23 protein-coding genes are annotated in these 23,952 nt (G+C 71.4%); 5 read left to right on the top strand and 18 right to left on the bottom strand.

The genetic code is table 11. The annotated features are described in order from the left end of the window. Positions 1-9 precede the first annotated feature (9 nt). The 4 genes from AB0N73_RS09000 to AB0N73_RS08985 are packed head-to-tail and all read right to left on the bottom strand — an operon-like array spanning position 10 to position 3,197. Complete coding sequence (locus tag AB0N73_RS09000; protein WP_363562725.1) at positions 10-216, bottom strand: hypothetical protein; 207 nt, start codon at positions 214-216, stop codon at positions 10-12. 40 nt (positions 217-256) lie between these two features. Beyond that, on the bottom strand, positions 257-1,177 hold the full coding sequence (locus AB0N73_RS08995) for a type II secretion system F family protein (protein ID WP_363562562.1): 921 nt from the start codon (positions 1,175-1,177) through the stop codon (positions 257-259). Then, the gene (locus tag AB0N73_RS08990; protein ID WP_363562560.1) at positions 1,174-2,034 is read right to left on the bottom strand and encodes a type II secretion system F family protein; all 861 of its coding nucleotides are present in this window, start codon (positions 2,032-2,034) and stop codon (positions 1,174-1,176) included. Before AB0N73_RS08990 ends, AB0N73_RS08995 begins: the two co-directional genes overlap by 4 nt. Beyond that, positions 2,031-3,197 (bottom strand): ATPase, T2SS/T4P/T4SS family, encoded by a 1,167-nt coding sequence (locus AB0N73_RS08985; protein ID WP_363562558.1) that lies wholly within the window; start codon positions 3,195-3,197, stop codon positions 2,031-2,033. The genes AB0N73_RS08990 and AB0N73_RS08985 overlap by 4 nt, the downstream gene beginning before the upstream one ends. A 142-nt stretch (positions 3,198-3,339) precedes the next feature. Here AB0N73_RS08985 and AB0N73_RS08980 point away from each other — a divergent pair, with 142 nt between their 5' ends. Continuing rightward, the gene (locus AB0N73_RS08980) at positions 3,340-4,242 is read left to right on the top strand and encodes an ABC transporter substrate-binding protein (protein ID WP_363562554.1); all 903 of its coding nucleotides are present in this window, start codon (positions 3,340-3,342) and stop codon (positions 4,240-4,242) included. A 6-nt stretch (positions 4,243-4,248) separates the two neighbouring features. On the opposite strand, the gene AB0N73_RS08975 is transcribed toward AB0N73_RS08980, so the two are convergent. Genes AB0N73_RS08975 through AB0N73_RS08960 form a run of 4 tightly spaced genes read right to left on the bottom strand, consistent with a single transcriptional unit; the run spans position 4,249 to position 8,732 of the window. Beyond that, positions 4,249-5,073: a siderophore-interacting protein gene (locus tag AB0N73_RS08975; RefSeq protein WP_363562552.1), complete on the bottom strand. Its 825-nt coding sequence runs from the start codon at positions 5,071-5,073 to the stop codon at positions 4,249-4,251. A gap of 1 nt (position 5,074) precedes the next feature. Then, entirely contained in the window at positions 5,075-6,679 is a 1,605-nt protein-coding gene (locus AB0N73_RS08970) for an ABC transporter ATP-binding protein (RefSeq protein ID WP_363562550.1), read from the bottom strand. Next, entirely contained in the window at positions 6,676-7,722 is a 1,047-nt protein-coding gene (locus tag AB0N73_RS08965) for an iron ABC transporter permease (RefSeq protein ID WP_363562548.1), read from the bottom strand. The genes AB0N73_RS08970 and AB0N73_RS08965 overlap by 4 nt, the downstream gene beginning before the upstream one ends. Then, the gene (locus AB0N73_RS08960; RefSeq protein WP_363562546.1) at positions 7,719-8,732 is read right to left on the bottom strand and encodes an iron ABC transporter permease; all 1,014 of its coding nucleotides are present in this window, start codon (positions 8,730-8,732) and stop codon (positions 7,719-7,721) included. The genes AB0N73_RS08965 and AB0N73_RS08960 overlap by 4 nt, the downstream gene beginning before the upstream one ends. Before the next feature lie 86 nt (positions 8,733-8,818). On the opposite strand from AB0N73_RS08960, the gene AB0N73_RS08955 reads away from it, so the two are divergent. Continuing rightward, positions 8,819-9,145, top strand: coding sequence for a hypothetical protein (locus AB0N73_RS08955; protein ID WP_363562544.1), 327 nt, complete (start codon positions 8,819-8,821; stop codon positions 9,143-9,145). 84 nt (positions 9,146-9,229) lie between these two features. On the opposite strand, the gene AB0N73_RS08950 is transcribed toward AB0N73_RS08955, so the two are convergent. The 7 genes from AB0N73_RS08950 to AB0N73_RS08920 are packed head-to-tail and all read right to left on the bottom strand — an operon-like array spanning position 9,230 to position 18,404. Further along, positions 9,230-10,426 (bottom strand): M20 family metallopeptidase, encoded by a 1,197-nt coding sequence (locus AB0N73_RS08950; protein ID WP_363562542.1) that lies wholly within the window; start codon positions 10,424-10,426, stop codon positions 9,230-9,232. Further along, complete coding sequence (locus tag AB0N73_RS08945; RefSeq protein WP_363562540.1) at positions 10,419-11,192, bottom strand: ABC transporter ATP-binding protein; 774 nt, start codon at positions 11,190-11,192, stop codon at positions 10,419-10,421. Before AB0N73_RS08945 ends, AB0N73_RS08950 begins: the two co-directional genes overlap by 8 nt. Beyond that, a complete protein-coding gene (locus AB0N73_RS08940; RefSeq protein ID WP_363562538.1) occupies positions 11,189-13,057 on the bottom strand; it encodes a dipeptide/oligopeptide/nickel ABC transporter permease/ATP-binding protein in 1,869 nt (622 codons plus the stop codon). The genes AB0N73_RS08945 and AB0N73_RS08940 overlap by 4 nt, the downstream gene beginning before the upstream one ends. A 10-nt stretch (positions 13,058-13,067) precedes the next feature. After that, positions 13,068-14,087, bottom strand: a complete 1,020-nt coding sequence (locus AB0N73_RS08935; protein ID WP_363562535.1) for an ABC transporter permease — start codon at positions 14,085-14,087, stop codon at positions 13,068-13,070. A gap of 10 nt (positions 14,088-14,097) precedes the next feature. Further along, positions 14,098-15,681 carry an ABC transporter substrate-binding protein gene (locus AB0N73_RS08930; RefSeq protein ID WP_363562533.1) on the bottom strand — a complete coding sequence of 528 codons (1,584 nt, stop codon included), beginning with the start codon at positions 15,679-15,681 and terminating at the stop codon, positions 14,098-14,100. Between the two features lie 39 nt (positions 15,682-15,720). Then, positions 15,721-17,301 carry a hydantoinase/oxoprolinase family protein gene (locus tag AB0N73_RS08925; RefSeq protein WP_363562531.1) on the bottom strand — a complete coding sequence of 527 codons (1,581 nt, stop codon included), beginning with the start codon at positions 17,299-17,301 and terminating at the stop codon, positions 15,721-15,723. Beyond that, a complete protein-coding gene (locus AB0N73_RS08920) occupies positions 17,298-18,404 on the bottom strand; it encodes a DUF917 domain-containing protein (protein ID WP_363562529.1) in 1,107 nt (368 codons plus the stop codon). Before AB0N73_RS08920 ends, AB0N73_RS08925 begins: the two co-directional genes overlap by 4 nt. Before the next feature lie 73 nt (positions 18,405-18,477). Here AB0N73_RS08920 and AB0N73_RS08915 point away from each other — a divergent pair, with 73 nt between their 5' ends. The 3 genes from AB0N73_RS08915 (at position 18,478) to AB0N73_RS08905 (ending at position 21,631) form a co-directional block, all read left to right on the top strand. Continuing rightward, on the top strand, positions 18,478-19,959 hold the full coding sequence (locus tag AB0N73_RS08915) for a helix-turn-helix domain-containing protein (protein ID WP_363562527.1): 1,482 nt from the start codon (positions 18,478-18,480) through the stop codon (positions 19,957-19,959). 103 nt (positions 19,960-20,062) lie between these two features. Then, positions 20,063-20,689 (top strand): MSMEG_1061 family FMN-dependent PPOX-type flavoprotein, encoded by a 627-nt coding sequence (locus AB0N73_RS08910; protein ID WP_363562525.1) that lies wholly within the window; start codon positions 20,063-20,065, stop codon positions 20,687-20,689. Then, positions 20,690-21,631 carry a PDR/VanB family oxidoreductase gene (locus tag AB0N73_RS08905; RefSeq protein ID WP_363562523.1) on the top strand — a complete coding sequence of 314 codons (942 nt, stop codon included), beginning with the start codon at positions 20,690-20,692 and terminating at the stop codon, positions 21,629-21,631. A 10-nt stretch (positions 21,632-21,641) separates the two neighbouring features. Here AB0N73_RS08905 and AB0N73_RS08900 read toward each other — a convergent pair whose 3' ends face one another. The 3 genes from AB0N73_RS08900 to AB0N73_RS08890 all read right to left on the bottom strand — a co-directional run. Continuing rightward, positions 21,642-23,111: an amidohydrolase family protein gene (locus tag AB0N73_RS08900; RefSeq protein ID WP_363562521.1), complete on the bottom strand. Its 1,470-nt coding sequence runs from the start codon at positions 23,109-23,111 to the stop codon at positions 21,642-21,644. Next, complete coding sequence (locus AB0N73_RS08895; RefSeq protein WP_363562519.1) at positions 23,108-23,755, bottom strand: FMN-binding negative transcriptional regulator; 648 nt, start codon at positions 23,753-23,755, stop codon at positions 23,108-23,110. Before AB0N73_RS08895 ends, AB0N73_RS08900 begins: the two co-directional genes overlap by 4 nt. After that, positions 23,752-23,952 (bottom strand): hypothetical protein (locus tag AB0N73_RS08890; RefSeq protein WP_363562517.1); only part of this gene is annotated, 201 nt, incomplete at its 5' end. The genes AB0N73_RS08895 and AB0N73_RS08890, both read right to left, overlap by 4 nt.

The raw sequence follows: 23,952 nt of genomic DNA, 5'->3' as shown, positions 1-23,952 counted from the left end.
CCACCGCACTCAGAAGCCGGAGACGCTCGAGATGGCCTGCTCGAACAACCCCGCCAGCGCGGGACCGGCGAGCGCCCAGATCACCACGACCAACCCGGCGGTCATCAACGTGATCAGGACCCAGCCGGGCACATCGCCGCGCTCGTCGTCGAGCATCTCTCCCCAGGCGGTGCGGTGCACCCGGCGGACGGGCGGTGAGACGGATCGGTTGGTCATGGGTTCTCTCCTTCGTGGATGCGGCGCGACCGCCGCGTGATCAGGGCATGCCGAGCCGGAGCAGGACGATGCCGGGGAACACCGCGATGAGCACGCTCAGCGGCAGGATGAGGAACACGAGCGGCAGGAGCATGTAGATCTCCTTGCGCCCGGCTTTCTCGATGAGCAGACGTTTGGCGTCTTCGCGGGCGTCGGACGCCTGCGCCTGGAGGACGTGGGCGAGCGGCGCACCCCGCTCGATGGCAGCGACGATCTGATCGATGCTGCGCGTGACCCCGGGTGTCTCGAGCGCTCGCCCGACATCCATGAGGGCGTCGGTGAGCGTCGCTCCCGTGCCGACCGCGACGACCGCACGCCGCAGCTCGGTGACGATCTCGCCCGATCCGACCGCGGCGACACGGCGGATCGCATCGAGCGCTCCCTCTCCGGCCGCGAGGCACAGCGCGAGGAACTCGAGGATCGTCGGCAGCTCCTCGGCGGCGCGGGCGGCGCGCGCGCGGACCGCCGCTCCCAGCCACATGTCGTAGCCGACGATCCCGGCGGCCGCCGCCAGCACCGGGACGACGGCGAGCGCGGGCGACGCCGCACCGGTGAGGACCAGCGACACCACGACCGCGGCGCCGACCACGAGACCGGTGATGCCCCATCCGAGTTGGCGGGCACGGAACGTCGCCGGATCGATCTCCCATCCCGCGCGGCGCAGGCGGTCGGTGAGGCCGTCCGGTGTGGCCCACCGTGCCGCGAGGCGCGTGAGCGCGGAGCGGCCGGGCTCCCGCGTCGGCGCCTGCAGCGGCGTGAGACCCAGCGGGTCGGCCACATCCCGCACGTACGGCGCGATGCGACGGGCCAGCGTGGGGGCGCTCCATCGGGGCGTCGCCCACAGGATCAGCATCAGTCCGGCGCCGAGCGCTCCTCCCAGCACGACAGCAGTGGCCAGGTGCGTCAGCGCGACGGCGTTCATGCGAACCACCGCCGCGGCTCGGGCAGGCGCCCGATGCGCAGCATCAGCCGGAAGGCCGACACCGAGACGAGCGCCCCCACGACGATGAGGACGATGCCCTCCGGACTGCTGTAGGCGGCCGAGCCCTCGGGACGCAGCGCCAGGAGCACGAGGATCACCCACGGGGCGAGGAGCCCCAGCACGGCTGCTCCGCGCACCCACGACTGCCGCGCGTCGATCTCGGCACGGACGGTCGCATCGGCCCGGACCGCCGCCGACAACGAGCGCAGGACGGGGACGAGCTCGGTGCCGCCGACCTGACGCGCCATGCGGAGCGTCTCGAGGATGCGGTCGGCCACGGGGTCGGCGAGCGACGCCTTCAGCCGGTCGAGGCTCGCGTCGAAGTGGCCAGAGGCGGCGAGATCCCGCGCGTAGGTGGCGAAGGCCGGGCGCAACGACACCGGGGCCGACGTGCGGAGGGTGGCGACGGCATCCGGCAGGGAGAGCCCCGCGCGAACCGATGCGATGAGGAGATCGCAGACGTCCGGCCACATCGCCCGCCGCGCGTGCTGGAGCCGCCGCGCGCGGCCCCGCAGCCACAGGACGGGCGCGGCCGCGCCGGCACCCGCGGCCAGGACCGCGAAGACCGGCACCTGGGTGAGCAGCCATGCCACCGCGAAGGCGACCACCGCCGCTCCGGCGCCGATCGCGACGACCGCCGTCGGTGCGATGTGCGCGAACCCCGCCGAGGCCAGCAGGCGCGACATCCGACTGTCTCCGGGGTCGCGGGACGCACGCGTCGGTCGCGCCGGCCATAGGTGCGGTGCAAGCATCAGCAGCAGGCCCGCCCCGAGCGCGGCCCCCAGCAGCACGATCATCGCGGGCCCTCGTAGAGCACGCGCGTCTCGACGTCTCCGTCGACGACCCGCCCCGTCGTCTCGATCACCTCGACGACGTGCCGGGTGCCGTCGGGCCGCTGCGCGCAGTGCACGACCAGGTGGACGCTCGCGGCGATGGCCGGCACGACGAAGCCTCGATCCATGTTCCGGCCGGCGAGCAGCGGCAGTGCGGCGAGTTTGACGAGAGCATCACGGGCCGAGTTCGCGTGGATCGTGGCGGCCCCCGGCACACCCGTGTTCAACGCCAGCAGCAGGTCGAGCGCCTCGGCGTCGCGCACCTCGCCGATGATGAGGCGTTCGGGCCGCATCCGCAGGGCTTCCTTCACCAGACGCCGGAGCGTGACCTCCCCCGTCCCCTCCAGGCTCGGCTGCCGACCCTGCAGGGCGACGATGTCGTGGGCGTCGACCGCGAGCTCGAACGTCTCCTCCACCGTGATGATGCGCTGCTGCGGCAGGCACTCGCCGATGAGCGCCGCGAGCATCGTCGTCTTGCCGGCGTGCGTCGGACCGGAAACGAGGATGCTGCGGCCCGCACGCATCGCCTCACCCAGTCCCTGCGCGACGACGGGCGGCAGCATCCCCGAATCGACCAGCTGCCCGAGCCGGCGATAGGTGGGCAGGAACTTGCGGATGTTGACCGCCCAGTGCCGGCGGGTGATGCCCCCGATCACCACGTGGAGGCGGCTGCCATCGGGCAGAGAGGCGTCGACGAACGGTTGACTGAGGTCGACGCGGCGACCGGTGGCGTGCAGCATCCGTTCGACGAGATCGCGCACCGCCGACTCGGTGAGCTGGAGCGGCAGACGTCGCGCGCGGCCGCCCGTCGCCGCGAACACCCGGTCCGGGGCGTTGATCCAGACCTCCTCGATCGACGGATCATCGAGATACGGCTGCAACGGCCCGTAGCCCGCGACCGCCGCCAGCACCTCGCGTACGCACGCGTCCTCGTCGTCGATCGTCGCGCCGCCCCGCGCCAGCGCCGCATCGTTGTGCCGGCGGACCTCGGCGCGCGCCGCCCGCTCACCGGCGGCCGCGTCGCGCGTCGGATCGACGCCCTCCGCTCGGAGGCGCTCGCGCACCCGCTCCGCGATCAGCGCGGGCGCAGCGGTCGCCGCGGCGGTGAGCGCGGGGGCGAGCGACATGCGCAGCATCCTCACCCCCGGATCGGTGCGAGCGCAGGAGTTATCCACAGCGGCGCGGTGGGGAGGAGCCGCTGATCACGCCTGTTCACCGGGCGACGGGATGAAGGTAAGGGCACCCTTACTTATTCGATAGTGTGGCCTCATGACACGACGACTTCTGCGTTCGGGCTCGATCGGCATCGTGGCGCTGCTCACGCTCGTCACCCTCTCGGCGTGCGCACCGGCGGCCGCCGATCGCCCCGCGCCGACGACCAACGGCGGGCTGGGTCGCGTCGTCGCGCTCGGCGAGGAGGCGCTCCTGGCAGACATCCTGGCGTTGGACGTCGACGTGGTGGCGAGCAGCGCCTCGGTCGACGATGCGGGCTTCCAGGGGATCGACGAGGAACTCGTCGCAGACGTCGAGGTCCTGCCGATGATCCAGCTCGATCTCGAGGAGGTCATCGCCCTCCGGCCCGACACGATCATCACCTACGCGTTCTGGGCCGACAACATCGGCCGCGAGCGGCTCGAAGGCATCGCCCGCGTCATCGTCGTGCCGGACGGTCTGACGACCCCCGAACGCGTCACGCAACTCGGCACGCTCCTCGGCGCGGAGGACGAGGCCGACGGCCTTCTCGCGGGCCTCGAGACAGCCACCGCTGCCGCCGCCGATGCGGTACCGGACGACTGCCGCGTCTCGTTGGCGACGATCTACACCGGACCGAGCATCGTGGCCTTTGTGGACGGGCCGTGGGACATCCCGAGTGCGATCCTCTCCGTCGGATGCGAACTCGTTCCCGGCTCCGACCTCGAGCACGATCAGAACGGACGCGCACGACTCTCCCTGGAGCAGCTGAACCGATTCCAGGCGCCCCTGATGGTGCTGCTGCAGAGCAGCTCGGCCGAAGGCGAAGACCTCGCGCTCACCCAGGTTCGGAACGACCCGCTGATGGCGACCCTCCCGGCGGTCCGGGCCGGGAACGTGCACACATTCGACCGCCTGGGCTACCCCGGAGCCGAAGGACAGGTCCGCTTCCTCGGCGAGTTCAGTGCGCTGTTCCGCTGACTCTCCCTACGCCGCGCCGCCGTCGCCCGCGAACAGCGTTCGGGCCTCGTCGCCGGCCCGTCGCACCCACTCGCCCTTGACCGTGCGCCATGCGTCGTCGTCGGCACCCCGCCGCCAGTAGGGCGAGAACGACAGCCGCTCCGGATCACCCCAGCGACCACGCGCGAGCACGCGGACGACGGCGAGCGACTCCTCCGCCTCGCCGTGGACGAAGGCGCTCACCGCGCCGACCGGCCGCTCGAGTGCGGCGACGGCATCCGCGAGCGCAGTCTCGGATGCATCCGCCGAGCGATACACCCAGACGACGCGGAGGTCGCCGGCAGAACGCAGCTCGATCTCCTCACCGGGGTGATCGACGAGCCCCACGACCCGCACCGGCTTGCCGGTCGGGACGGCCTCGGCCGCGGCGGCGATCGCCGGAAGCGCGGACTCGTCGCCGACGAGGAGATACCAGTCGGCATCCGGATGCGGCGAGTATCCGCCCGCAGGCCCCCGCAGCTGCAGCCGGTCGCCGGGGCGAGCGCGGCCCGCCCATCGACCGCAGTGGCCGACGTCGCCGTGGCTGACGACATCCAGCGTGAGCTCGCCGGCATCCGCGTCCCACCGGCGGACGGTGAGCCGCCGCGGACGCGGGCGCTGCTCGGCCGGGAGTTCGCGCGCCTGCGCGTCCTGCCACGGAACGACGAGCGGAGAGGCGTCGGGCAGGAAGAAGCAGTTGACGTAGGCATCGGCATCGCTCGACGGCGCGAAGTCGGCCAGCCCTTCCCCACCCAGCACCACACGAATGAGGCTGTCGGAGATCCGATCGGTGCGTATCACTTCGCCGTACATGTCATCCTTCTTCTCGGGTCGGGGCGGAAAGAACCAGCGGTCGCCCCGTTCGCGGGTCGGTCGTGACGGTGGTGTCGACGCCGAAGACATCGCTGACGGTCTGAGGCGTCAGCACCTCGTCGGGCGCCCCACGCGCCGCGACGCGGCCGTCCTTCACCGCGACGATGTGGTCGGCGTACCGGGCGCCCAGGTGCAGATCGTGGAGCACCATCACGACGGTACGCCCGTGTTCGCGGTTGAGGCGATGGATGAGGTCGAGGAGCTCGATCTGATGCCCCGGATCGAGGAACGTCGTCGGCTCATCGAGGAACAGCACCGGGGTGTCCTGCGCCAGCGCCCGGGCGATCAGCACGCGCTGCAGCTGACCGCCCGACAGCGCACCGGCGTCCCGGTCCCTCAGATCGGAGATCCCCATCGCATCCAGGGCGCCATCGACCATCTCCTCGTCCTCCGCGCTCCACTGACGCCAGGAGCGCTGCCGAGGATTGCGCCCGGTGAGGACGACGTCCGCCACGGAGAAGCCGGCCGGAGGCCTCATCCCCTGCTGCACGACGCCGAGCCGACGGGCGAGCGAGCGCCGCGTCCCCTGCCGCGTGTCGACACCGTCGATGCGCACCGATCCGGCGAGCGCGGGAAGAAGACGCGCCGCCGTGAGCAGCAGGGTCGATTTTCCGCTCGCATTCGGTCCGACGATGCAGCTGATCGCGTGCAGCGGAAGGTCGAGATCGAGGTCACGGCTCACGACCGCGTCGGAGCGGTGCCCCGTGGTGAGACCGCGCACCTCGATGACTCCGCGCGGCGGCACCGGCGCGAAATCCACGACCTCGCTGACCGGGACGGCGATCGAGGCCCCGCTGAGCGGATGAGGGACGATGTCGAAACCGATGTCGTAGACCGATCCGAGCAGGTCCGCGTCCATGAGCTCCTCGGGCGTGCATTCGCGCACCACGCGTCCGTCGCGCATGACGACGACGCGATCGCTGACCCGCGCGGCCTCGTTGACGTCGTGCAGCACGAGCACCACGGTCACGCCGTCGTCCGCGATCTGTCGCACCACGCCGAGGACCTCCTCGCGGTGGGCCGGGTCGAGGTACGTGGTCGGCTCGTCGAGCAGGAGGATGTCGGTCTGCTGCGCGAGCGCCAGCGCGAGCCACACGCGGTGGCGTTGTCCCCCGGACAGCGTCTCGAGATCCCGGGCGCGCAGATGCTGGATGCCGGTGAGCGCGAGCGCGCGGTCGACCGCACCACGGTCGCGGTCGGTCGCCGACTGCAGAAACCCCTGGTGGGGGTATCGTCCCCTCGCGACGAGGCTCTCCACCGTGACACCGGTGGGCTCCGCCGGTTGCTGACGCATGAGTGCGACGCGGCGAGCGGCGGCCTTCGTCGGCAGGACCGACAGCGACGCGCCGTCCAGGATGATCGCCCCGGTGTGGGGGCGGAGCAGGTTCCCGAACGCGCGGAGCAGCGTCGACTTGCCGCATCCGTTCGGTCCCACGATCGTCGTCACCTGACCGTCCTCGATCGCGAGGGACAGGTCGGCGACGACGTCTGCGGCGTCGCGCGCGTAGCCGAGGCTCACGCCGTCCGCGCGGAGCGCGGCCGTCACAGTCGCACCTCCGACCGCCAGAACAGGAACAGGAAGTACGGCGCTCCGATGGCGCCCATGACCACGCTGACGGGCAGACCGACCGGCAGCAGGTGGAAAGCGACGATGTCACCCGCGAGCAGCACGCCGGCGCCCAGCAGCGCCGTGAAGACCATGACGGATGCCGAGATCGGGCCGGCGATCATCCGCGCCGCGTGGGGGACGAGGAGGGCGATGAACCCGATCAGCCCCGCGACCGATATCGCGAGCGCGGACAGCCAGCTCGCCACCACGATGAGCAGCAGCCGGATCACTTCGACCGACCAGCCGACGCTGCGCGCGGCATCGTCGCCCAGCTGCATGGTGCGAAGCGGCCACGAGAGCACGAGAGCGAGCGGGACGAGGACGCCCAGCCCGGTCAGCAGGAGGATGTTGTCGGACCAGTCCGCCACACCGACCGTGCCCAGCAGCAGATTGTCGACCCAGATCACGTTCTCGATCGGGAACCGGCGCACGAGGAACGTCTCGGCCGCCGTCAGCAGCGATGCCACACCGATGCCCACGAGGATCATCCGGTCGGGAGCCATCCCGCCGCGCCAGCTCAAGCCGTAGATCACCGCCGCCGTGCCCAGCGCCCCGAGGAAGAGCGCGACCGGGAGCGCGCTCGTGTCTCCGACGAGCAGCAGCCAGACGAAGCCGGCCGCGGCCGCCCCCGCGTTGATGCCGATGATGTCGGGCGACGCGAGCTCGTTGCGCACCAGCCCCTGGAAGATCATGCCCGACAGCGCGAGTGCGGCCCCCACCAGGAGCGCGGCGACGATCCGCGGGAGGCGCAGCTGCTGGACGATGAAGACGTCGCCCGGATGCCCGATCCCGACGACCGCGCGCGCCACCACATCCCACGGGAGCTGGATCTCGCCGAGCGACATCGACCACGTCGCGATGGCCGCGATGACGGCGAGCGCCACGGCGGACAGCGCGAGCACGCGTCCGTTGAGACGCAACGACCAGCGCCGGGTCCGGACGGCGATGAGCCCGGGACGGAGCCTCGACGACGCCGTCACGACGACAGGCTCCGACGCCGGGCGAGCCAGATGAAGAACGGAGCTCCGATCATGCCCATCACGATGCTGGCCTCCAGCTCCGCGGGGTTCAGCAGCACCCGCCCGAGGACGTCGGCGGCGAGCAGGAGCGCCGCGCCGAAGATCGCGGAGAAGACGAGCAACCACCGGTAGTCCTCCCCCGTGAAGTACCGCACCATGTGCGGGACCGCGAGGCCGACGAAGCCGATCGGACCGACCGCGGCGACGCACGCCCCCGCGATCACCGCGGTGAGCAGCAGCAGCGTGAACCGCACCCGGCTCGTCTTCATGCCCACCGACCGTGCGGCGTCCTCGCCGAGCGCGAGCACATTGAGCTGGTGCGCCATGAGGATGCAGACGACGACGCCCCCGAGGATGAAGGGCACCGTGATCCCGTAGTCGTCCAAGGACCGGCCGGCGAGCGTCCCGATCAGGAGGTGACGCATCGTCTCGCGCGCCGACGAGTCCGTGTAGACGATGAACGAGCTCCACGTGCTCATCAGGGTCGCGGTGATCACCCCCGCCAGCACCATGCGCACAGGGCTGCCGCCTCTCCGCCCGCCCGACCCGATCACGTAGACGAGCACCGTGGCGCAGAGGGCACCGAGGAACGCGAACGAGATGAGCTGCACCGGGCCGTACAGGACGCCGATGCTCACCGCGATCGTCAACCCCAGCGCTCCGCCCCCGCTCACGCCGAAGAGGAACGGGTCTGCCATCGGATTGCGCGTGACACCCTGCATGACGGCGCCTGCCACGGCGAGGCCGCAGCCCACGACCAGGGCGAACACCGTGCGCGGCACCCTCATCGTTCGCACCACCATCTGCTCGTACACGTCGGGGTCGTAGTCGACGATCGCCTCCCAGGCGTCCGTGACCGACACCGGGATGGAGCCGAACTGCAGGCTCGCGAGCACTCCCAGCGCGACGGCGCCGATCCCCACGGACAGCCCGAGCGCCCTCCTCCCGGCACGACGCTCCGCGGTGATCATTCGCCTCTTTCCGAATAAGGTTATCCTTACCTCACTACGGTACCGTTTCTCGCGTAGAGCCCCGTCACCCATCGCACAGGAGCACCATGTCTTTCCGCCGCACCGCAGCCACCCTCACCGTCGTCCTCGGCGCTTTCGCCCTCACCGCATGCAGCGGTGGCGGCAGCGGAGTCGACACCGGCGAGCTGGCCACCGCCATCTCGTCGGGCACCGGAGCGGGCGAGGCCGCGGCGACGTGCATCGCCACCTACCTGGTCGACGACTCCGGCATCTCCGAGGATGCGCTCAAGGCGGTGATCGACGACCCCGCCGTGATCAGCAGCGACGGCACCGACGTGTTCTCCGAGTCCGACCTCGAGATCCTCGCGAGCGAGGAGTACGCGGCGAGCGTCGAGGACTGCCTCAGCGCCTGATCCCGTCCGTCGCCCGCGCCGCGCCTTCCGGACGGCGGTGGGAGCGGCGAGGATCTGCGGACACCGGAGCCCGCTGACGCATCGTCAGCGGGTGAGGCGCCGCCACGCGAGCTCGGCGAGCAGGACCGCCTGGTCGTCGAGGCGCCCGTCGTCGAACACCGCACCCTCGGAGTGCATGCCGGGGGCCTCCCCCGCCGGGATCGTCACCGGACGCACGCCGAGGAAGACCAGCGTGCCGGGAACCTCCTCGAGGACGTAGGCGAAGTCCTCCGACGCCATCGACGGCTGCGTCAGCCGCACCACCTTCTCGGCGCCGAACAGCTCGTCGAGGTGGGCCAGAACGATTCCCGTCTCGACCGGATCGTTCACGGTCACGGGGTACGAGTCGACCCACTCGGCGTCGACGGAGCAGCCGTGCGCTTCGCCGATCGCGCCCAGAAGACGCGGCAGCTCGTCGCGCACGAGCCGCAGGGTCTGCGGCGACAGGGTGCGCACGTTCGCCTCGAGATCGACCGTCGTCGACAGCACGTTGCCCGCCGCCGAATCGGACGAGATGCGCGTCACCGACACGACGGCCGGATCGGTCGCGGGAACACGCCGCGCGACGAACGACTGGATCGCCATCACCATCTCCGCGGCCACGGGCATGGGGTCGATCGCGTGCTCCGGCCACGCCGCGTGTCCGCCGGTGCCCCGCACGCGCACGCGGAGTCCGCTCGCGCTCGCCATGATCGGCCCCTGCCGCGTCACGGCGGTGCCGCCTTCGGTCGTGCAGTCGACGTGCACGGCGTACGCCGCGACGGGGCGCTCCCCCGCCGCGTCGAGTACACCCTCCTCGAGCATGATGCGCCCGCCGGCGTAACCTTCCTCGCCGGGCTGGAACATGAAGATCACGGTTCCCGGCAGGTCGTCGCGGCGCGCGGCCAGCAGGCGCGCCGCCCCGACGAGCCCCGCCATGTGGAGATCATGCCCGCACGCGTGCATGGCCCCGTCGACCCCCGCGAACGGGAGCCCGGTCGCCTCGACCACCGGAAGCGCATCCATGTCGGCCCGCAGCAGCACCACGGGGCCCGGCAGCCCGCCCCGCAGCACCGCGGTGACCGAGCTCACCCGCGCGCCGGTGGTGATCTCGAGGTCGAGGTCGGCGAGAGCGTCCAGGACGCGGCGCTGCGTCCGGGGCAGGACGAGCCCGACCTCGGCATCAGCGTGCAGCGCCCGGCGCAGCGCGACGAGGGCGGGCAGGAGGTCGCGAGGCGCGGCGATCACCGCGCGCTCACTCACTGAACTCCATACGGCGACCGAGCACGGGCACGGCCTCGAGCAGCTCGCGGGTGTAGGCCGCAGCCGGGTTCGCCAGGACGGTCTCGGTGGGGCCGGCCTCGACGATCCGCCCACCGCGCATCACGCAGATCTCATCGCTGACGTAGCGCACGACCGCGAGGTTGTGGGAGATGAACAGGATCGACAGGTCGAGCCGCTGCTGCAGATCGCGCAGCAGGTTGAGGATCGAACCCTGCACCGACACGTCGAGCGCCGAGGTCACCTCGTCGGCGATCAGGATGCCCGGGTCGCTCGCGAGTGCACGCGCGATCGTGATGCGCTGACGCTGCCCACCGGAGAACGCGCGCGGCAGCTCGTCGGCCCGGGACGGGTCGAGCTCGACCTGTCGCAGCAACTCGGCCACCCGGTCTCGGCGTTCGGCGCGCGTGTAGGTGCGCGTGCTCGCGATGAGGCCCTCGGCGATGGAGTCGCCGGCCGACATCCGCGGGTCGAGGGCCGAGAACGGGTCCTGGAAGACGAGCTGCAACCGCCGGCGCGCCGTCCGCGCCGCCTTGCTGCGACCGACCACGCTCGTGCCGTGCACGCGGATGTCGCCGGAGTGCACGGGCGCGAGGCCCACGGCCGCGTTCGCCACGGTCGACTTGCCCGACCCGGATTCGCCGACCAGACCCAGCGTGCGACCCGCCGGCACCTCGATGGAGACACCCGAGACGACCTCACGGTTGCCGTACCTCACCACCAGGTCCTCGATCTCGAGAGCGCTCATCGTCCGACCTCCACTCGCGGCCGCTCGTTCTCGGCGTCGGGCTGCCTCGGGGGCGGCGCGGAGACGGGGCCCCCGCTCTCGCCGATGACCGGCAGCGGCTGCGTGCGGTCGGTCCTCATGTCGGGAAGGCAGGCGATGAGCCCCTTCGTGTACGGATGCTGCGCGTGCTCACGGAGCTGCGCTGCGGGCAGCTCCTCGACGATCGCACCGTCCTTCATGACGATGATGCGGTCGCAGAACCCCGACACCAGCGCGATGTCGTGCGAGATGAACACGATGCCGGCGCCGGTGGCGCGCTGCGCCGCGCGCAGGACCGCGAGCACCTGGCGCTGCACCGTCACATCGAGAGCGGTCGTCGGCTCATCGGCGATGATCAGGCGCGGCGTGCCCGTCAGCGCCATGCCGATCATGGCGCGCTGGCGCATCCCGCCCGAGAACTGGTGCGGGTAGTCGTGCAGGCGGCCCGCGGCGTCGGGGATGCCGACGGCGTCGAGGCCGTCGACGGCCCGCTGGCGCGCGGCGGCTCGACTCATCCCGAGGTGCTCGCGCGGCACCTCGGTGAGCTGACGGCCGATGGTGAGGGCGGGGTTCAGCGACGTGAGCGGGTCCTGGAAGATCACGCCGATCTCGACGCCGAGACGGCGGCGCTCGACGGGGCCGAGCTTCGCGTCCAGATCGATGCCGTCGAAGCGCCGGACGGCGGACTCGATGACGGCGGGGCGTTCCAGGAGCCCGGCGAGGGCCATGGCGGTGAGCGACTTGCCGGATCCGGACTCGCCGACGATGCCGACGATCTCGCCCGGCGCGATGCGGAGGCTGACGCCGTGGACGCGCTCGACCATCCCGCCCTCGCCGTCCGGGAACGACACGCGCAGATCGCGCACCTCTGCGAGGCTCTCGTCGGCGCCGCCGACCGTCGTCGTGCGCGTCGCTGCCGCCCCGGCACGCCGACGGCCGAGGGCGGCCGCCCGCGTCGCCTTCGCGAGCGCCCGGACACCCTGACCGGGCTGCTCGCCGATGGTCTCGGCGATCATGGTGAAGACGAGCGCCGCGAAGACCACCGCGAGCCCGGGACCGATCGCCGCCATCGGGTTGGTGTACAGGTGCACGAGCCCTTCGTCGAGCAGGCGCCCCCAGTCGTACTCGGGCGGCTGCACACCGAGGCCGAGGAACGACAGCCCGGCGAACGACAGCAGCGTCGTGCTCGCCGCCGCCGCGGACTGCACCAGCAGCGGGTTGGCGATGTTCGGGAGGACGTGCCTGAGCATGATCCCGATCGGTCCGACGCCGATCACGCGCGCGGCGCGCACGTAGTCCTGGTCCGTGACCGACGACGCCATGTTGTACACCAGGCGCGTGATGCTGGGGATGCCGGCCAGGCCGATCGCAAGCATCGCGCCGATCGCCGAGACGTTCCAGATGACCGAGAAGAACAGCACGAGCAGCAGCCACGGGAACGCCAGCAGGATGTCCATCACCCAGATCAGCGCGCGACGCGGATGCCGCGGCAGGACGGCCGCCGTGAGCCCGATGATGAGCCCTCCCCCGATGAGGATCGCGGTGGCACCCGCCGTCAGCAGCAGCGACAGGCGGGTGGCGACCATGACGCGCGCGAAGATGTCGCGCCCGATGTCGTCCGTGCCGAAGGGGTGCTCGGCGCCCGCGGGCGCCCAGCGGTCGGGGATGTTGCGCGCGGTGGCCGCCTCCATCCAGATGTCCGGACCGATGATCGCGATCGTGACCAGCGCGGCGACGCCGACGATCGCGACGACGCCCGTGACGCTCGCCCACCGCGATCGGCGACGGCGCTTCGGGGGTGCGGCGACGGTGCTCCCGCCGATTCTTCCGGGGATCGTGTTCGTCATGAGCGGGTTCTCACCCTTCCGCGATCGTCGTGCGTGGATCGATGGTGATGAGGATGAGGTCGACGATCAGGTTCACGGCGAGCACGAGTCCCGCGTAGACCATCACCATGCCCTGGATCATGGGGTAGTCCTTCGTTCCCACGGCGGAGATAAGCGTGTTGCCGGCACCCGGGATGGCGAAGACCGTCTCGATGATCACGGTGCCCGCCACGAGTCCCGACAGCAGCAGACCGCCGACGGTCAACGTCGAGGTGACGATGTTCGGCAACGCGTGACGCAGCAGGATCACCCGCTGCGGCAGGCGCTTGGCGCGCGCCGTCGCCATGTACGTGGAGTCGAGCACGGAGATCATCTCGACCTGCACGATGCGGGCGAGATACGCCATCGGTCCGAGCGCCAGCGCGAGCACCGGGAGGACGGCGTTCGCGGGATCTCCCCAGCCCGCCGGCGGGAAGAGCCCGAGGCCCATGCTGAAGGCGGCGATGAGGGCGACCGAGAGAACGAAGTCCGGGACGGCGATGAGGACGCCGAGGAGCCCCGCGATGCCGCTGTTGGCGGTTCGACCACGACCCGAGCGGGCCAGCAGCGCCGCCCCCATCCCGATCGGCAGAGCTCCGATCACGGCGAGCGCGAAGCCCAGCGCCGCGAGGGTCAGCGTGGTCGGGAACCGGGCCGCGATCGTGTCGGCGACCGACAGGCCCGACTGGATCGATGTGCCGAGGTCACCCCGCAGCAAGCCGGCGAGGTAGTTGACGAGCTGCTGGAGGACGGGAAGATCGAGTCCGAGCGCCTCCCGCGTGCGCTCGACGAGTGCTGCCGGTGCGGTCGGCCCGAGGGCGGCGCGCACCGGGTCGCCCGGCACGAGGTAGACGAGGAAGAACGCGGCGAGGACCACGACAGCCAGGCTGGTGACGAGGCGGCCGATCCGCCGGATCGCGAAGTCGCTGCGCGGCGAGAGCCGCGACCGCAGCGTCCTGCGATCCGAGGCGGGCCCGGCGGGCGTCTGCACCCGTTGGTCTGTCGTGGTCATCGCCGCTTCCTCACTCGGTCATGCGGATCGTGACGGGCTGGATGTAGTCGGTGATCTCGAACGTCGCACCGTTCATGAAGGTCGGCGCCTCGGTGCCGGCCATCAGGAACGTGTGGAAGCTCTCGACGACGACCTTCTCCGCCTGCTCCCAGGACTCGCACGCCTCTTCGGGCGTCGCCGCCGCACGAGCCGCGTCCGCGAACGCGACGTACTCGGGGTCGTTCACACCCATGAAGTTCAGTCCGCCGTCCTCGGGGAACGCGCCGCCGTAGAACAGGTCCTGGGTCACGGGGCTGCCGACGCCGATCTGGATCCAGCCGGTGTCGTAGTCGAAGGTCTCGTAGAGGTACTCCGACCACGCCGCGCCGTCCATCGCGATCAGGTTGGTCGTGATGCCGAGCTGATCCCAATCCTCGGCGACCAGCTCACCCGCCGACGCGTGTCCGCCGGACGCGGCGTCGTAGATGAAGTTGATCGACAGCGGCACGCCGTCCTTCGACCGGGTCCCGTCGGCGCCCTCCACCCAGCCGGCCTCGTCGAGAAGCTCCGCGGCGCGCTCGGGATCGGACGCGGGGCGCTCCCACACCGGCTCCTCGCTGAAGCATGTGAACGGGGCATCCGTGATCCACGAGGTCAGCTCGTACGGGCGGCCCCCGGTGACGACCTCGGTGGCCTCATCGTGGTTGAAGCCGAGGACGAGCGCCTCGCGGACGAGAGGATCGGACGTCGGCCGGTCGGGGCGCTCGTTGAAGAGCATCTGCCCGATGGGGTTGATGCGTCCGGCGTACTCGTAGCCGGCGGCCTCGATGCGATCGATGTCGGGGCCCTCGACCTGCGCGGCGTTCAGGCTGCCCGAGAGCAGCAGGTTCGCTCGCGTGGACTCGTCGGTCACGACGGACACCTCGAGACCGTCGGGGAGCCCCTCGGTCTCGGACGTGAGGCCGTCGGGGCCCCACGTGTAGTCGTCGCGGGTCACGAAGGTGTACTTGTCTGCGGCGACGTCGGTCAGCTCGTAGAGGCCCGTCCCGTTCGAGCCCGACTCGAGGCTCGACGGATCGTCGAGGCCCGCCGGGGCGACCATGAAGATGTCGCCGACGATGCTCGCCAGGAACGGATCGGACTCGTCGGCGGTGACCTCCAGCGTCAGGCCGTCACCGGTCGCGGTCAGGCCCTCCGGCAGCACGTCCGCCAGGACCGTCGCGTTGGCCGGATCGGCGTGATAGTTGATGTTCGCCGCCGCGGCGGCGCCGTCGAAGGGCGTGCCGTCGTGGAAGGTGACGCCGTCCTTCAGCTGGAACGAGACGGATCTGCCGTCCTCGCCGGTCTCCCACGACTCGGCGAGCCACGGGTACTCCTCGCCCTCGCCGTCGGTGTAGATCAGTCCCTCGTACGCGTATGTGAGGATCTGCAGCTCCTGCGGCTGGTTCGCGGTCATCGGCTCGATGCTGCCGACCTCGGGGTACACGGCGTGGGTGAAGATGCCGCCGGAGACGGGCTCGCCGTCTGCGTTCCCGCCGCCGGAGCATCCGGCGAGCGTGACGGCGAGAATGGCGCCGCCGGCGAGTGCCGCCGGCAGGATGGTGCGTCTGTGCATGATTACTCCTCGGGTTGCTGGTGCAAGGGGGTGGAGCTGTCAGGTCCTGGCGGGAGCGAACGCACCGAGGTGCGCGAGCGGGCCGGCGGCCTTCACCGAGACCTTGACGGTGGGACGAGTGGTGTACGAGACCGGGGTCTCGAGGATGTCGACGACGGCGACCTGCAGCGGGTCCGCGCCGGCCTGGATGGCCTTCGCGATCGCCGCCGTGGACGCCGCCTCGATGGCGGCATCGCGGTCCTCGACGTCGCTCATCTGATCGGCGCGGCCTCCGGCGAGCGAGATGGCCGCGCCCACGGCGTTGGCGACGCCGCCGTGATTCGGGCGGATGACGGGACCTGCGCCGGGCAGGTCGTCGGGGACGAGGAAGGCTCCCCCGCCCACGACCACGAGCGGCAGGTCGAGGCGGCCGAGAGAGAGCCGCTCGACGGCCTCCTCGAGGCGCTCATGCGCCCGTGCCAGCGCGGAGCGGAGAGCCGATCGGGATGCGGTGGGCAGACTCGGAAGCGACCGGCCCGCCACGGCCGCGCCCGCCAGGGCTGCCGCATCCGTCAGCGTTGCAGTGGAGCCGCCGAACAGCAGCGCCTCCTTCTCGATGCGGTACCCGACCGAGTCCGGACCGATCCTGCCGGTGGCCCGGTCGACGATCGTGCCGCCGCCGACGCCCAGGCTCAGGATGTCGGGCATCCGGAAGTTGGTCCGCACCCCGCCGATCTCGCGCGGCAGCGTCGACTCGCGCGGGAACCCGTTCACGAGCACCCCCAGATCGGACGTCGTGCCTCCGACGTCGACGACGATCGCATCGTCGACGCCGGAGAGATAGGCCGCGCCGCGGATCGAGTTGGCCGGGCCCGACCCGATCGTCAGCACCGGGTACTGCGCGGCGTAGTCGAGCGACATGAGCGTGCCGTCGTTCTGCGCGAAGTAGGTGACCGCGTCGAGTCCCTCTTCGTCGACGACCGTCAGGAGCGCGCGGGTCACCGACCGCGCGACACCGTAGAGAGCGGCATTGAGCGCCGTCGCGTTCTCTCGCTCCAGCAGTCCGATGGGACCGATGTCCTGGCTCAGGAACACCTGCGCGTCTGGACCGAAGTGCGAACGGATGAGCGCGGCGACCTCGAGCTCCTGATCGGGGAACGAGGGGCTGAAGATGCCGGCGACGGCGACCGCGTCGAACCGGTCGAGGCCGTCGAGGAAGCGGAGGATGCCGTCCCGATCGAGCGGGGCGATCGCGGTGCCGTCGACCATGTGTCCGCCGCCGAGCATCGCGGTGCCGGCGAGGGCGGTGGCGGTGAGGTCCGCGGGCCATCCGCTCAGCGGCGGGTACTCCGTCGCCGCGGGGGCGCCCAGGCGCACCATCGCGACGCGGCCGAGCTCGCGGCGGCTGACGATGGCGTTGGTCGCGTGGGTCGTGCCGAGCATCACCCGGGAGACTCGGTCGCGCGCGTCGCCGATCTGCGCCAGCACGTCGGCGATGCTCGCGCGGATGCCGCCGGTGACGTCGGGCGTGGTCGGCTGCTTGGTCGAGGCGAGCACGGCGCCGGCCGCGTCGAGCACGACGGCGTCCGTGTTGGTTCCGCCAACGTCGACGCCGATCGACAGGGTGCGCGGGGCGTTCATCGCTGTCCTCCCTCGAAGGGCACGTAGGGAAGGTCGTAGCCGAAGGCGCGGGGTCCGGCGAGTTCGAGACCGCGCTCGGTGCGCCACAGTGGGTCGCACGCCCACGCGAGCACCGACACGCGCTGGCCGAAGCGCAGCATCTCGGTCGAGATCGCATGACCGGTCTCGGAGTCGACGATCGTGACCAGGTCGGGAACCGTGGCGAGCACCTCTCCGTCCTCGAGGACGATCAGGTTCTCGTTCTGCAGCTCGATGCGCTGCAGCCGTCCGCGATCGGCGCCGACGCCCGCGATCGTGACCGAGCCGCGAACGAAGCCGCCCTCGGTGCGACGGGCGACGTCGATGACCTTGCCCGCGATCAGGACGGCGGCGTCGAGCTCGTCGGCGACGGCGTGGACGGGGTCCGACGACGACAGCAGCGCGTGGCCGACGCGGATGGCGGCGCTCACGGTGCCCTCGATCACCGCGCCGCGGGCGGTACGGGCGGTCAACGGGTAGTGCGCGCCGAGGCAGAGCCCGCCGCTGGCCACCGTGACGGCGCGGGCGTGACGCTCGAGCCAGGAGAGGTCGACGGTCTTCATCGTGACGACGTTGCCGACCACATCCGCCATCACGGCGAAGTCGCACGGCACGCCCGCGACGTTCATCGCGATCATCGTCGCCTCGGGGAACGCCCGGCCCATCCCGTCGGCGTCGAGCAGCTGCAGTCCGAGCCGAGCCGCCCACCCCGCCGGGCTGACGCCGTTGCTGCCACCGATCTCCGCCGCCATGAGCGTGGTGATGCGGCGGCCCGCGGCGGCCTCGGCCCCCGCGAGCAGCGCGTCGATCTGGCTGGTCGACGACAGCATCTCGATGCCGACCGTGGGGGCGCCGATGCCCGACATCATGATGATCGCGTCATCGGCGCCGAGCTCGTCGACCGTCACGAGACGTACGGGACCCGCCGCCTCGAGCGCCTGCTCGGTCGCGAGCTGCGACGTGTAGACCGCGCCACCGCCCCCGGTGCCGAAGACGGCGCAGCCGGCGGCGAGCGGGGCGACGTCTGCGGCGGCGATGGAGGAGAGCCGTTCGCGCGACGGGGCATCGGTGGGGGCGTGGACCATGTTCCGACAGTAGGCACGGTTCCGCGACTCGACAATGTGTCGCAAACCTAGAGAATCAGGCACACTTGTGCCCATGGCACAGTTCTCCGTGCGAGACCTCCTCGCTGAGCGCGAGCGTTTGGGGCTCGACCTGGCGGCCGGGCCGGTGTCGGGGATCGACATCGCGTCCGTCGACATTGCGACTCTCGATGCCCTCGACTCCCTCGCCGCAGGCACCCTCGCGATCATCCCCGGCGACGAGGATCCCGCGCCTTACCGACTAGATGTCGCCCTCCGCCGGGCGAGCGCGCGGGGCCTCGCAGGTCTCGTGTTCACCACCGACCTGGCGTTGCCCGAGACCGCGGTCGTCCTGGCGGAACGCGGACGGGTGCCGGTGCTCGCCGCACCGCACGCGAAGCCGTCCGACCTCGCCGTCGCGATCGACCGCCTGCTGTCGGCCGGCGCCTCGGAAGCCATGACACGTGCCGCCTACGCGATCGAACAGGCGACCGCCGCGGCCGCGGGCGCCGACGGCTCGGTCGACGACATCCTCACCGCGGCGAGCCGCGCGCTCGGGGTCCGGCTCTCGCTCGAGGACGATCCGACCGCGCTCTGGAGCGACAACGATGCGGTGTGCATCGGCGAAGTGCCGATCGGGCGACTCGTCGCCGACCGGACGGATGCCGCAGCCGACGTCGCACGACCGGTCGTGGCCTCGCTCCTCTCGCGCGCGTCGCAGCGTCAGATGCGCGATCGATACGCGCCGACGCAGTCGCGCGCCGACCTCCTCGTCGAGCTCGTGCTCGCCGAGTCGTCCCGGGTCGAGGCCTTCGTCGGCCAGGCGGCGCGGCTGGGCTTCCCCCTGCAGCTGTCCCACGTCGTCGGCTGGTTGAAACCCACGGCCATCGGGGATCCCGACGCACGGCCGCCGCGGGGGGTCGAACCGGCTCTCGAACTGTTCGCCCTGCAGCTGGTGGAGGGGCGCGACGAGATGTGGCACGTCGCATTCATCCAGGAGGACATGCTGATCGTCAGCACCGAGACGCACGGCGCGGGCGATCACCAGCGCCGCCTGCGCGAGCTCGGCGCGCGTCTCCAACGGCAGGCCCAGCAGCTCGCGGGACCGGGCTGGGCGTACACCCTCGGCCTCGGCACACCGCAGCTCGGCGCGATCGGTCTGCGCCAGTCGGCCGCCGAGGCGCGGATCGCCGCCGACTCCGCCGTCGCCGCGGGCCGCCCGGGCGGGGTGGAGCTGACCGATGTGACCGGGCTCCGGCGCGTCCTGCTCGACTTCTACGCCTCGCCGATCAGCCGCAGCCTGCTCAACGATGTACTCACCCCCCTGGACGCGCTGGGCGGCGAACGGGCGACGACCTCGGTACGGACGCTCCTCGCGTATCTCGCGCACCGCAACTCGCTCGCCAGCGCCGGGCGCGAGCTGAACCTCCATCCGAACGCCGTGGGGTACCGTCTCAAACGCATCCGGGAGGTGCTGCAGCTGGATCTCGACGATCCCGACGTCCGCTTCGCCGTCGAACTGGCGTGCCGCGTGCGCCTGCTGGGCGCGAGTCGCTGACGCGCACCGTCGGATCGCGCTCCTGTGCCGACAGCACATCTCGGAGCGAAATGCTGTGCCCGCGGCACGTTGCTTCTGGCGACCGTTCGCCTATCGTCGAAGGATGCCCCCGACCGACTTCGCGCGCGTCGATCTCGACGGTATCCGCGCCAAACTGGGCGACCCGAGTCAGGCCGCCGTCGACAAGATCCTCGATCACCTCGACGACAACTGCCTGCGGTTCCTCGCCCACTCGCCGTTCCTCTGCCTGTCGACCTCCGACGCCGAGGGGAACTGCGACTGCTCTCCTCGCGGCGACTACCCGGGCTTCGTCCGCGCGCTCGACCCGCGGACGCTCGTGATCCCCGATCGGCTCGGCAATCGTCTGGTCGACTCGTTCCGCAACATGCTCGAGAACCCGCACGTCGGTCTGCTGTGCTTCGTCCCCGGCATGAGCGAGACCCTGCGCATCAACGGCAGCGCCTACATCACCGATGACCCCGCCCTGCTGACCATGCTGGAGCAGGACCACTCGGTGCCGGAGCTCGCGATCGTCGTGCGTACCGAGGAGGTCTACCTGCACTGCGGCCGGGCGCTGCTTCGCGGCGGCATCTGGGACGCGGAGATGCAGGACCTCGCCGCCGAGGTTCCCACCTCCGGCGCGATCTGGGCGAGCATGTCCGGGCTCGACACCGAGGTCGGCGAGGCGATCGACCGCGCCGTGGAATCGGGCAACCGGGTGCTGTACTGAATGCGCGACCGCAGTGACATGATGCCGCTCGTCGTGAGCGAGATCATCCGAGAGACGCCCTCCATCGTCAGCATCCGGCTGACCCACCCCGACGGCGACGTGCTCCCGGCCTGGGAGCCGGGCGCACACGTCGACGTGCAGCTCATCACGCGTCAGGAACGCCAGTACTCACTCTGCGGCGATCCCGCCGACGCCCACGCCTACCGCATCGCCGTGTTGAAGGAGCCGCTCTCCCGCGGCGGATCGCACTACATCCACCGCCACCTGCAGGTGGGACGCCGCGTGTACGTGCGTCCGCCGCGCAATCTGTTCGCGCTCGGCGACGCCCCCGCCTATCTGCTGCTGGCCGCCGGTATCGGCATCACCCCGATCCTCGCCATGGCCCGTCATCTCGAGGCCGTCGGGGCGCCGTGGCGGATGCTGTACCTCGCCCGCCACGCGGACGACGTCGCGTTCGCCGAGGAGCTCGCCGTGTTCGGCGACCGGGTGCGGGTGCATCTGAGCGGCGCCGAAGGGCGCCTCGACCTGCGCGAGGTGCTCGGGTCGGCCGCATCGGGCACCGACGTCTACGCGTGCGGGCCCGCACGCTTCGCCGACGCCCTCTCCGATCTCCGCGACGCGCTTCCCGAGGGATCGCGCCTGCACATGGAGCGGTTCGAGCCGGCACGACGGGAGTTCCGCCCGAACGAGGCGTTCACGGTCGTCGCCGCGCGGACGCGGCAGGAGATCGCGGTGCCGGCGGAGTGGACGATGCTGCAGGCCCTCCGCGGCGCGGGCGTCGACGCCCCGGGGTCGTGCCTGCGCGGCGTGTGCGGCTCGTGCGCGCTCCCGGTGCTCGACGGCACCCCCGAGCACCGCGACTCGCTCGGCACCGAGGGCGCGTCGGTGGTCTACCCCTGCGTCTCGCGCGCGCTCAGCCCGACGCTGACCCTCGACACCTGATCCGCCGGTCCTAGAGGGCTCGGTGCGTGAAGCGGCCGGCCAGCAGCGTGGCCGCCACGGGCATCGCGCGCAGGGCGTCTCGATCGAGCGCGAAGGGATCGGCGTCGGTGATCACCACATCGGCCGGGGAGCCGACGGCGAGCGGATGCCGCGTGCTCGCCGCGAGCGCCACGTCGAGCGGCAGCGACTGCTCGGGGTGCCACGCGCCGCGATCGCCCCGGCTGCGCGCGACCGCCGAGGCGATCGCCTGCCACGGGTCGAGCGGCGCCACGGGCGCATCGGACCCCAGGCGCAGAGCGACCCCGGCCGCGTGCAGCGAACCGAAGGCGAACGCCCGGTCGGTGCGCCCGGCCCAGTAACGGTCGGCGACGTCGCGATCGTCCATGGCGTGCTCGGGCTGCACGCTGGCGATGAGCCCGAGCCGGGCGAACCGGGCGAAGTCGTCGGAGCGCACGAGCTGCGCGTGCTCGATGATGCCCCGCATCCCGAGCTCTTCGAAGGTGTCGAGCACCTCGGTGTTCGCGCGATCGCCGATCGCGTGCACCGCCGCCTCGATTCCGCCGGCGCGGGCGCGCACGAGCAGATCGCGCAGTTCCGACACGGGGATGCTGCTCACGCCGCAGCCGTGCGCGGCGTGCGCGTCGAGGCCGGGATACGGATCCCAGCAGTAGGCCGTCCGGGTATTCAGCGAGCCGTCGACGACGACCTTCAGGCGTCCCATCGTGACGAGTCCGGTGGGCTCGACGGCATCGCCGGTGCGAAGCCCGCGCCCCAGCGCGGTGTCGAGCTCATCGGGCCAGACCGCCGCATCCACGCGGAGGCTCGACATCCCGCCGGCGACACGCTCGGACCACTCGTCGATGTTGAGCACGTTCTCGTACTCGACCACGCCGACGATTCCGCGCGCGGCGGCGGCATCGGCGGCGCCGCGGTAGTCGGCGAGGGGCAGCGCCGCTTCGGCGTGGAAGCGCTGCAACACCCCGATCCACTCCCCCTCGCTCACCACGCCGGTGGCGTCGGGCCGGAGGCCGAGACGCCGAGCGCCCGCGGTGTTCATCCAGGCACTGTGCAGGTCGCCGTTGATGAGGACGACGGGCTGCGCGAAGACGTCGAGCGCGGCCAGGGTCGTCGGCTCGTTCCAGAGGCCGTCGCGGTAGCCGTAGCCGAACAGCACGCCGTCGGTGGTCGGGAACCCGGCGGCGAGCGCCTGACGCACGACGGCCACCGCGTCCGACGCGCTCCGCGTGCCGGCGAGGTCGACCCGGCGCTGCTGGATCACCCACTGGGTGAAGTGCACGTGCGCGTCCCAGAGCCCGGGGCCGATGTGACGACCGTCGAGGTCGAGCGTCTCGGCGCCGTCGGCCGAGAGCGTGCCGGCCGGCGCGATCTCGGCGATGACACCGCCGGAGAGACGCACATCGAGCGGCGCTCCCGCATCGTAGGCACGGGCACCGCGCAGCAGGAGATCGGGGGCGGTCATGCGTTCTCCGTTCCTCGGCGGGGGTGGTGCACCCGCTCCATCCTGTCGGCGAGCGCGGGATTCGCATACGGGCCGGGTGCGCGCAGGTGCCCGAGCACCCGGTCGACCACGGCCTGCGGCTTGTCCTGGCTCATCTTCTCCTTGGCTTCGAACCGCTCCACCCGCATCCGGAAGCCGACCGTGCCGCCGACGATCCGCCGCGCGTACTCCTCGTTCTCCAACGTCGCGGTCATGAGGAACGGTTCGGGAAGCGGGTTCTCGAGGTGCGCGACCATACGGTCGAGCACGGCGAGGTTCTCCTCGTCGCTCAGCAGTTCGGGGGTCCCGTACGCGTGCACCACCGCGAAGTTCCAGGTGGGGACCGCGGGCGACGTCTGATACCACCCCGGCGAGACGTAGCCCTGCGGACCGTAGACCATCACGAGCAGCTCGTGTCGGCCGAGCTCGTGCAGGCGCTCATCGGGACGACCGACGTGGCTGAGGAGGACGATGCCGTCGTCGTCCTCGTCGAGCATCACCGGGTAGTGCGAGGCGACCAGCCCCGTGCCCGGCACGTACGAGACGATGGATGCCCACGGGTTCTCACGCACGAGGGCCTTCACCCACTCCGCATCCCCGACGGCGTAGTCGGGCGTGTGCCTCACCGGGCACCGCCGATCGGCGCGGGAACCGGATAGCGACGCGGTGTGCCGAACCGGTGCGCGGTGATCGACACCGCCTGTTCGCGCAGGTACGGCAGCGTCTCGATACGCCCCGCCGTCACCGCGGGGCCGTCGTACAGCGCCACCGCGGGCGAGCCGCCGGTCGCCTCCGCGAAGGACGCGGCCGACCCTCCGAGCAG

This window comes from Microbacterium sp. NPDC089189 (genome assembly GCF_040685095.1).
In the GTDB taxonomy this organism is placed as follows: Bacteria; Actinomycetota; Actinomycetes; order Actinomycetales; family Microbacteriaceae; genus Microbacterium.
The sequence above is the reverse complement of the archived record's forward strand: the minus strand, read 5'-3'. Positions and strand labels throughout refer to the sequence as shown.

Excerpts from the sequence above, each read along its gene's own strand:
- AB0N73_RS08995 (WP_363562562.1), bottom strand. The coding sequence starts at position 1,177 with ATGAACGCCGTCGCGCTGACGCACCTGGCCACTGCTGTCGTGCTGGGA.
- AB0N73_RS08990 (WP_363562560.1), bottom strand. The coding sequence starts at position 2,034 with ATGATCGTGCTGCTGGGGGCCGCGCTCGGGGCGGGCCTGCTGCTGATG.
- AB0N73_RS09000 (WP_363562725.1), bottom strand. The coding sequence starts at position 216 with ATGACCAACCGATCCGTCTCACCGCCCGTCCGCCGGGTGCACCGCACC.
- AB0N73_RS08925 (WP_363562531.1), bottom strand. The coding sequence starts at position 17,301 with ATGAACGCCCCGCGCACCCTGTCGATCGGCGTCGACGTTGGCGGAACC.
- AB0N73_RS08930 (WP_363562533.1), bottom strand. The coding sequence starts at position 15,681 with ATGCACAGACGCACCATCCTGCCGGCGGCACTCGCCGGCGGCGCCATT.
- AB0N73_RS08975 (WP_363562552.1), bottom strand. The coding sequence starts at position 5,073 with ATGTACGGCGAAGTGATACGCACCGATCGGATCTCCGACAGCCTCATT.
- AB0N73_RS08910 (WP_363562525.1), top strand. The coding sequence starts at position 20,063 with ATGCCCCCGACCGACTTCGCGCGCGTCGATCTCGACGGTATCCGCGCC.
- AB0N73_RS08980 (WP_363562554.1), top strand. The coding sequence starts at position 3,340 with ATGACACGACGACTTCTGCGTTCGGGCTCGATCGGCATCGTGGCGCTG.
- AB0N73_RS08920 (WP_363562529.1), bottom strand. The coding sequence starts at position 18,404 with ATGGTCCACGCCCCCACCGATGCCCCGTCGCGCGAACGGCTCTCCTCC.
- AB0N73_RS08940 (WP_363562538.1), bottom strand. The coding sequence starts at position 13,057 with ATGACGAACACGATCCCCGGAAGAATCGGCGGGAGCACCGTCGCCGCA.
- AB0N73_RS08900 (WP_363562521.1), bottom strand. The coding sequence starts at position 23,111 with ATGACCGCCCCCGATCTCCTGCTGCGCGGTGCCCGTGCCTACGATGCG.
- AB0N73_RS08945 (WP_363562540.1), bottom strand. The coding sequence starts at position 11,192 with ATGAGCGCTCTCGAGATCGAGGACCTGGTGGTGAGGTACGGCAACCGT.
- AB0N73_RS08905 (WP_363562523.1), top strand. The coding sequence starts at position 20,690 with ATGCGCGACCGCAGTGACATGATGCCGCTCGTCGTGAGCGAGATCATC.
- AB0N73_RS08955 (WP_363562544.1), top strand. The coding sequence starts at position 8,819 with ATGTCTTTCCGCCGCACCGCAGCCACCCTCACCGTCGTCCTCGGCGCT.
- AB0N73_RS08960 (WP_363562546.1), bottom strand. The coding sequence starts at position 8,732 with ATGATCACCGCGGAGCGTCGTGCCGGGAGGAGGGCGCTCGGGCTGTCC.
- AB0N73_RS08935 (WP_363562535.1), bottom strand. The coding sequence starts at position 14,087 with ATGACCACGACAGACCAACGGGTGCAGACGCCCGCCGGGCCCGCCTCG.
- AB0N73_RS08985 (WP_363562558.1), bottom strand. The coding sequence starts at position 3,197 with ATGTCGCTCGCCCCCGCGCTCACCGCCGCGGCGACCGCTGCGCCCGCG.
- AB0N73_RS08915 (WP_363562527.1), top strand. The coding sequence starts at position 18,478 with ATGGCACAGTTCTCCGTGCGAGACCTCCTCGCTGAGCGCGAGCGTTTG.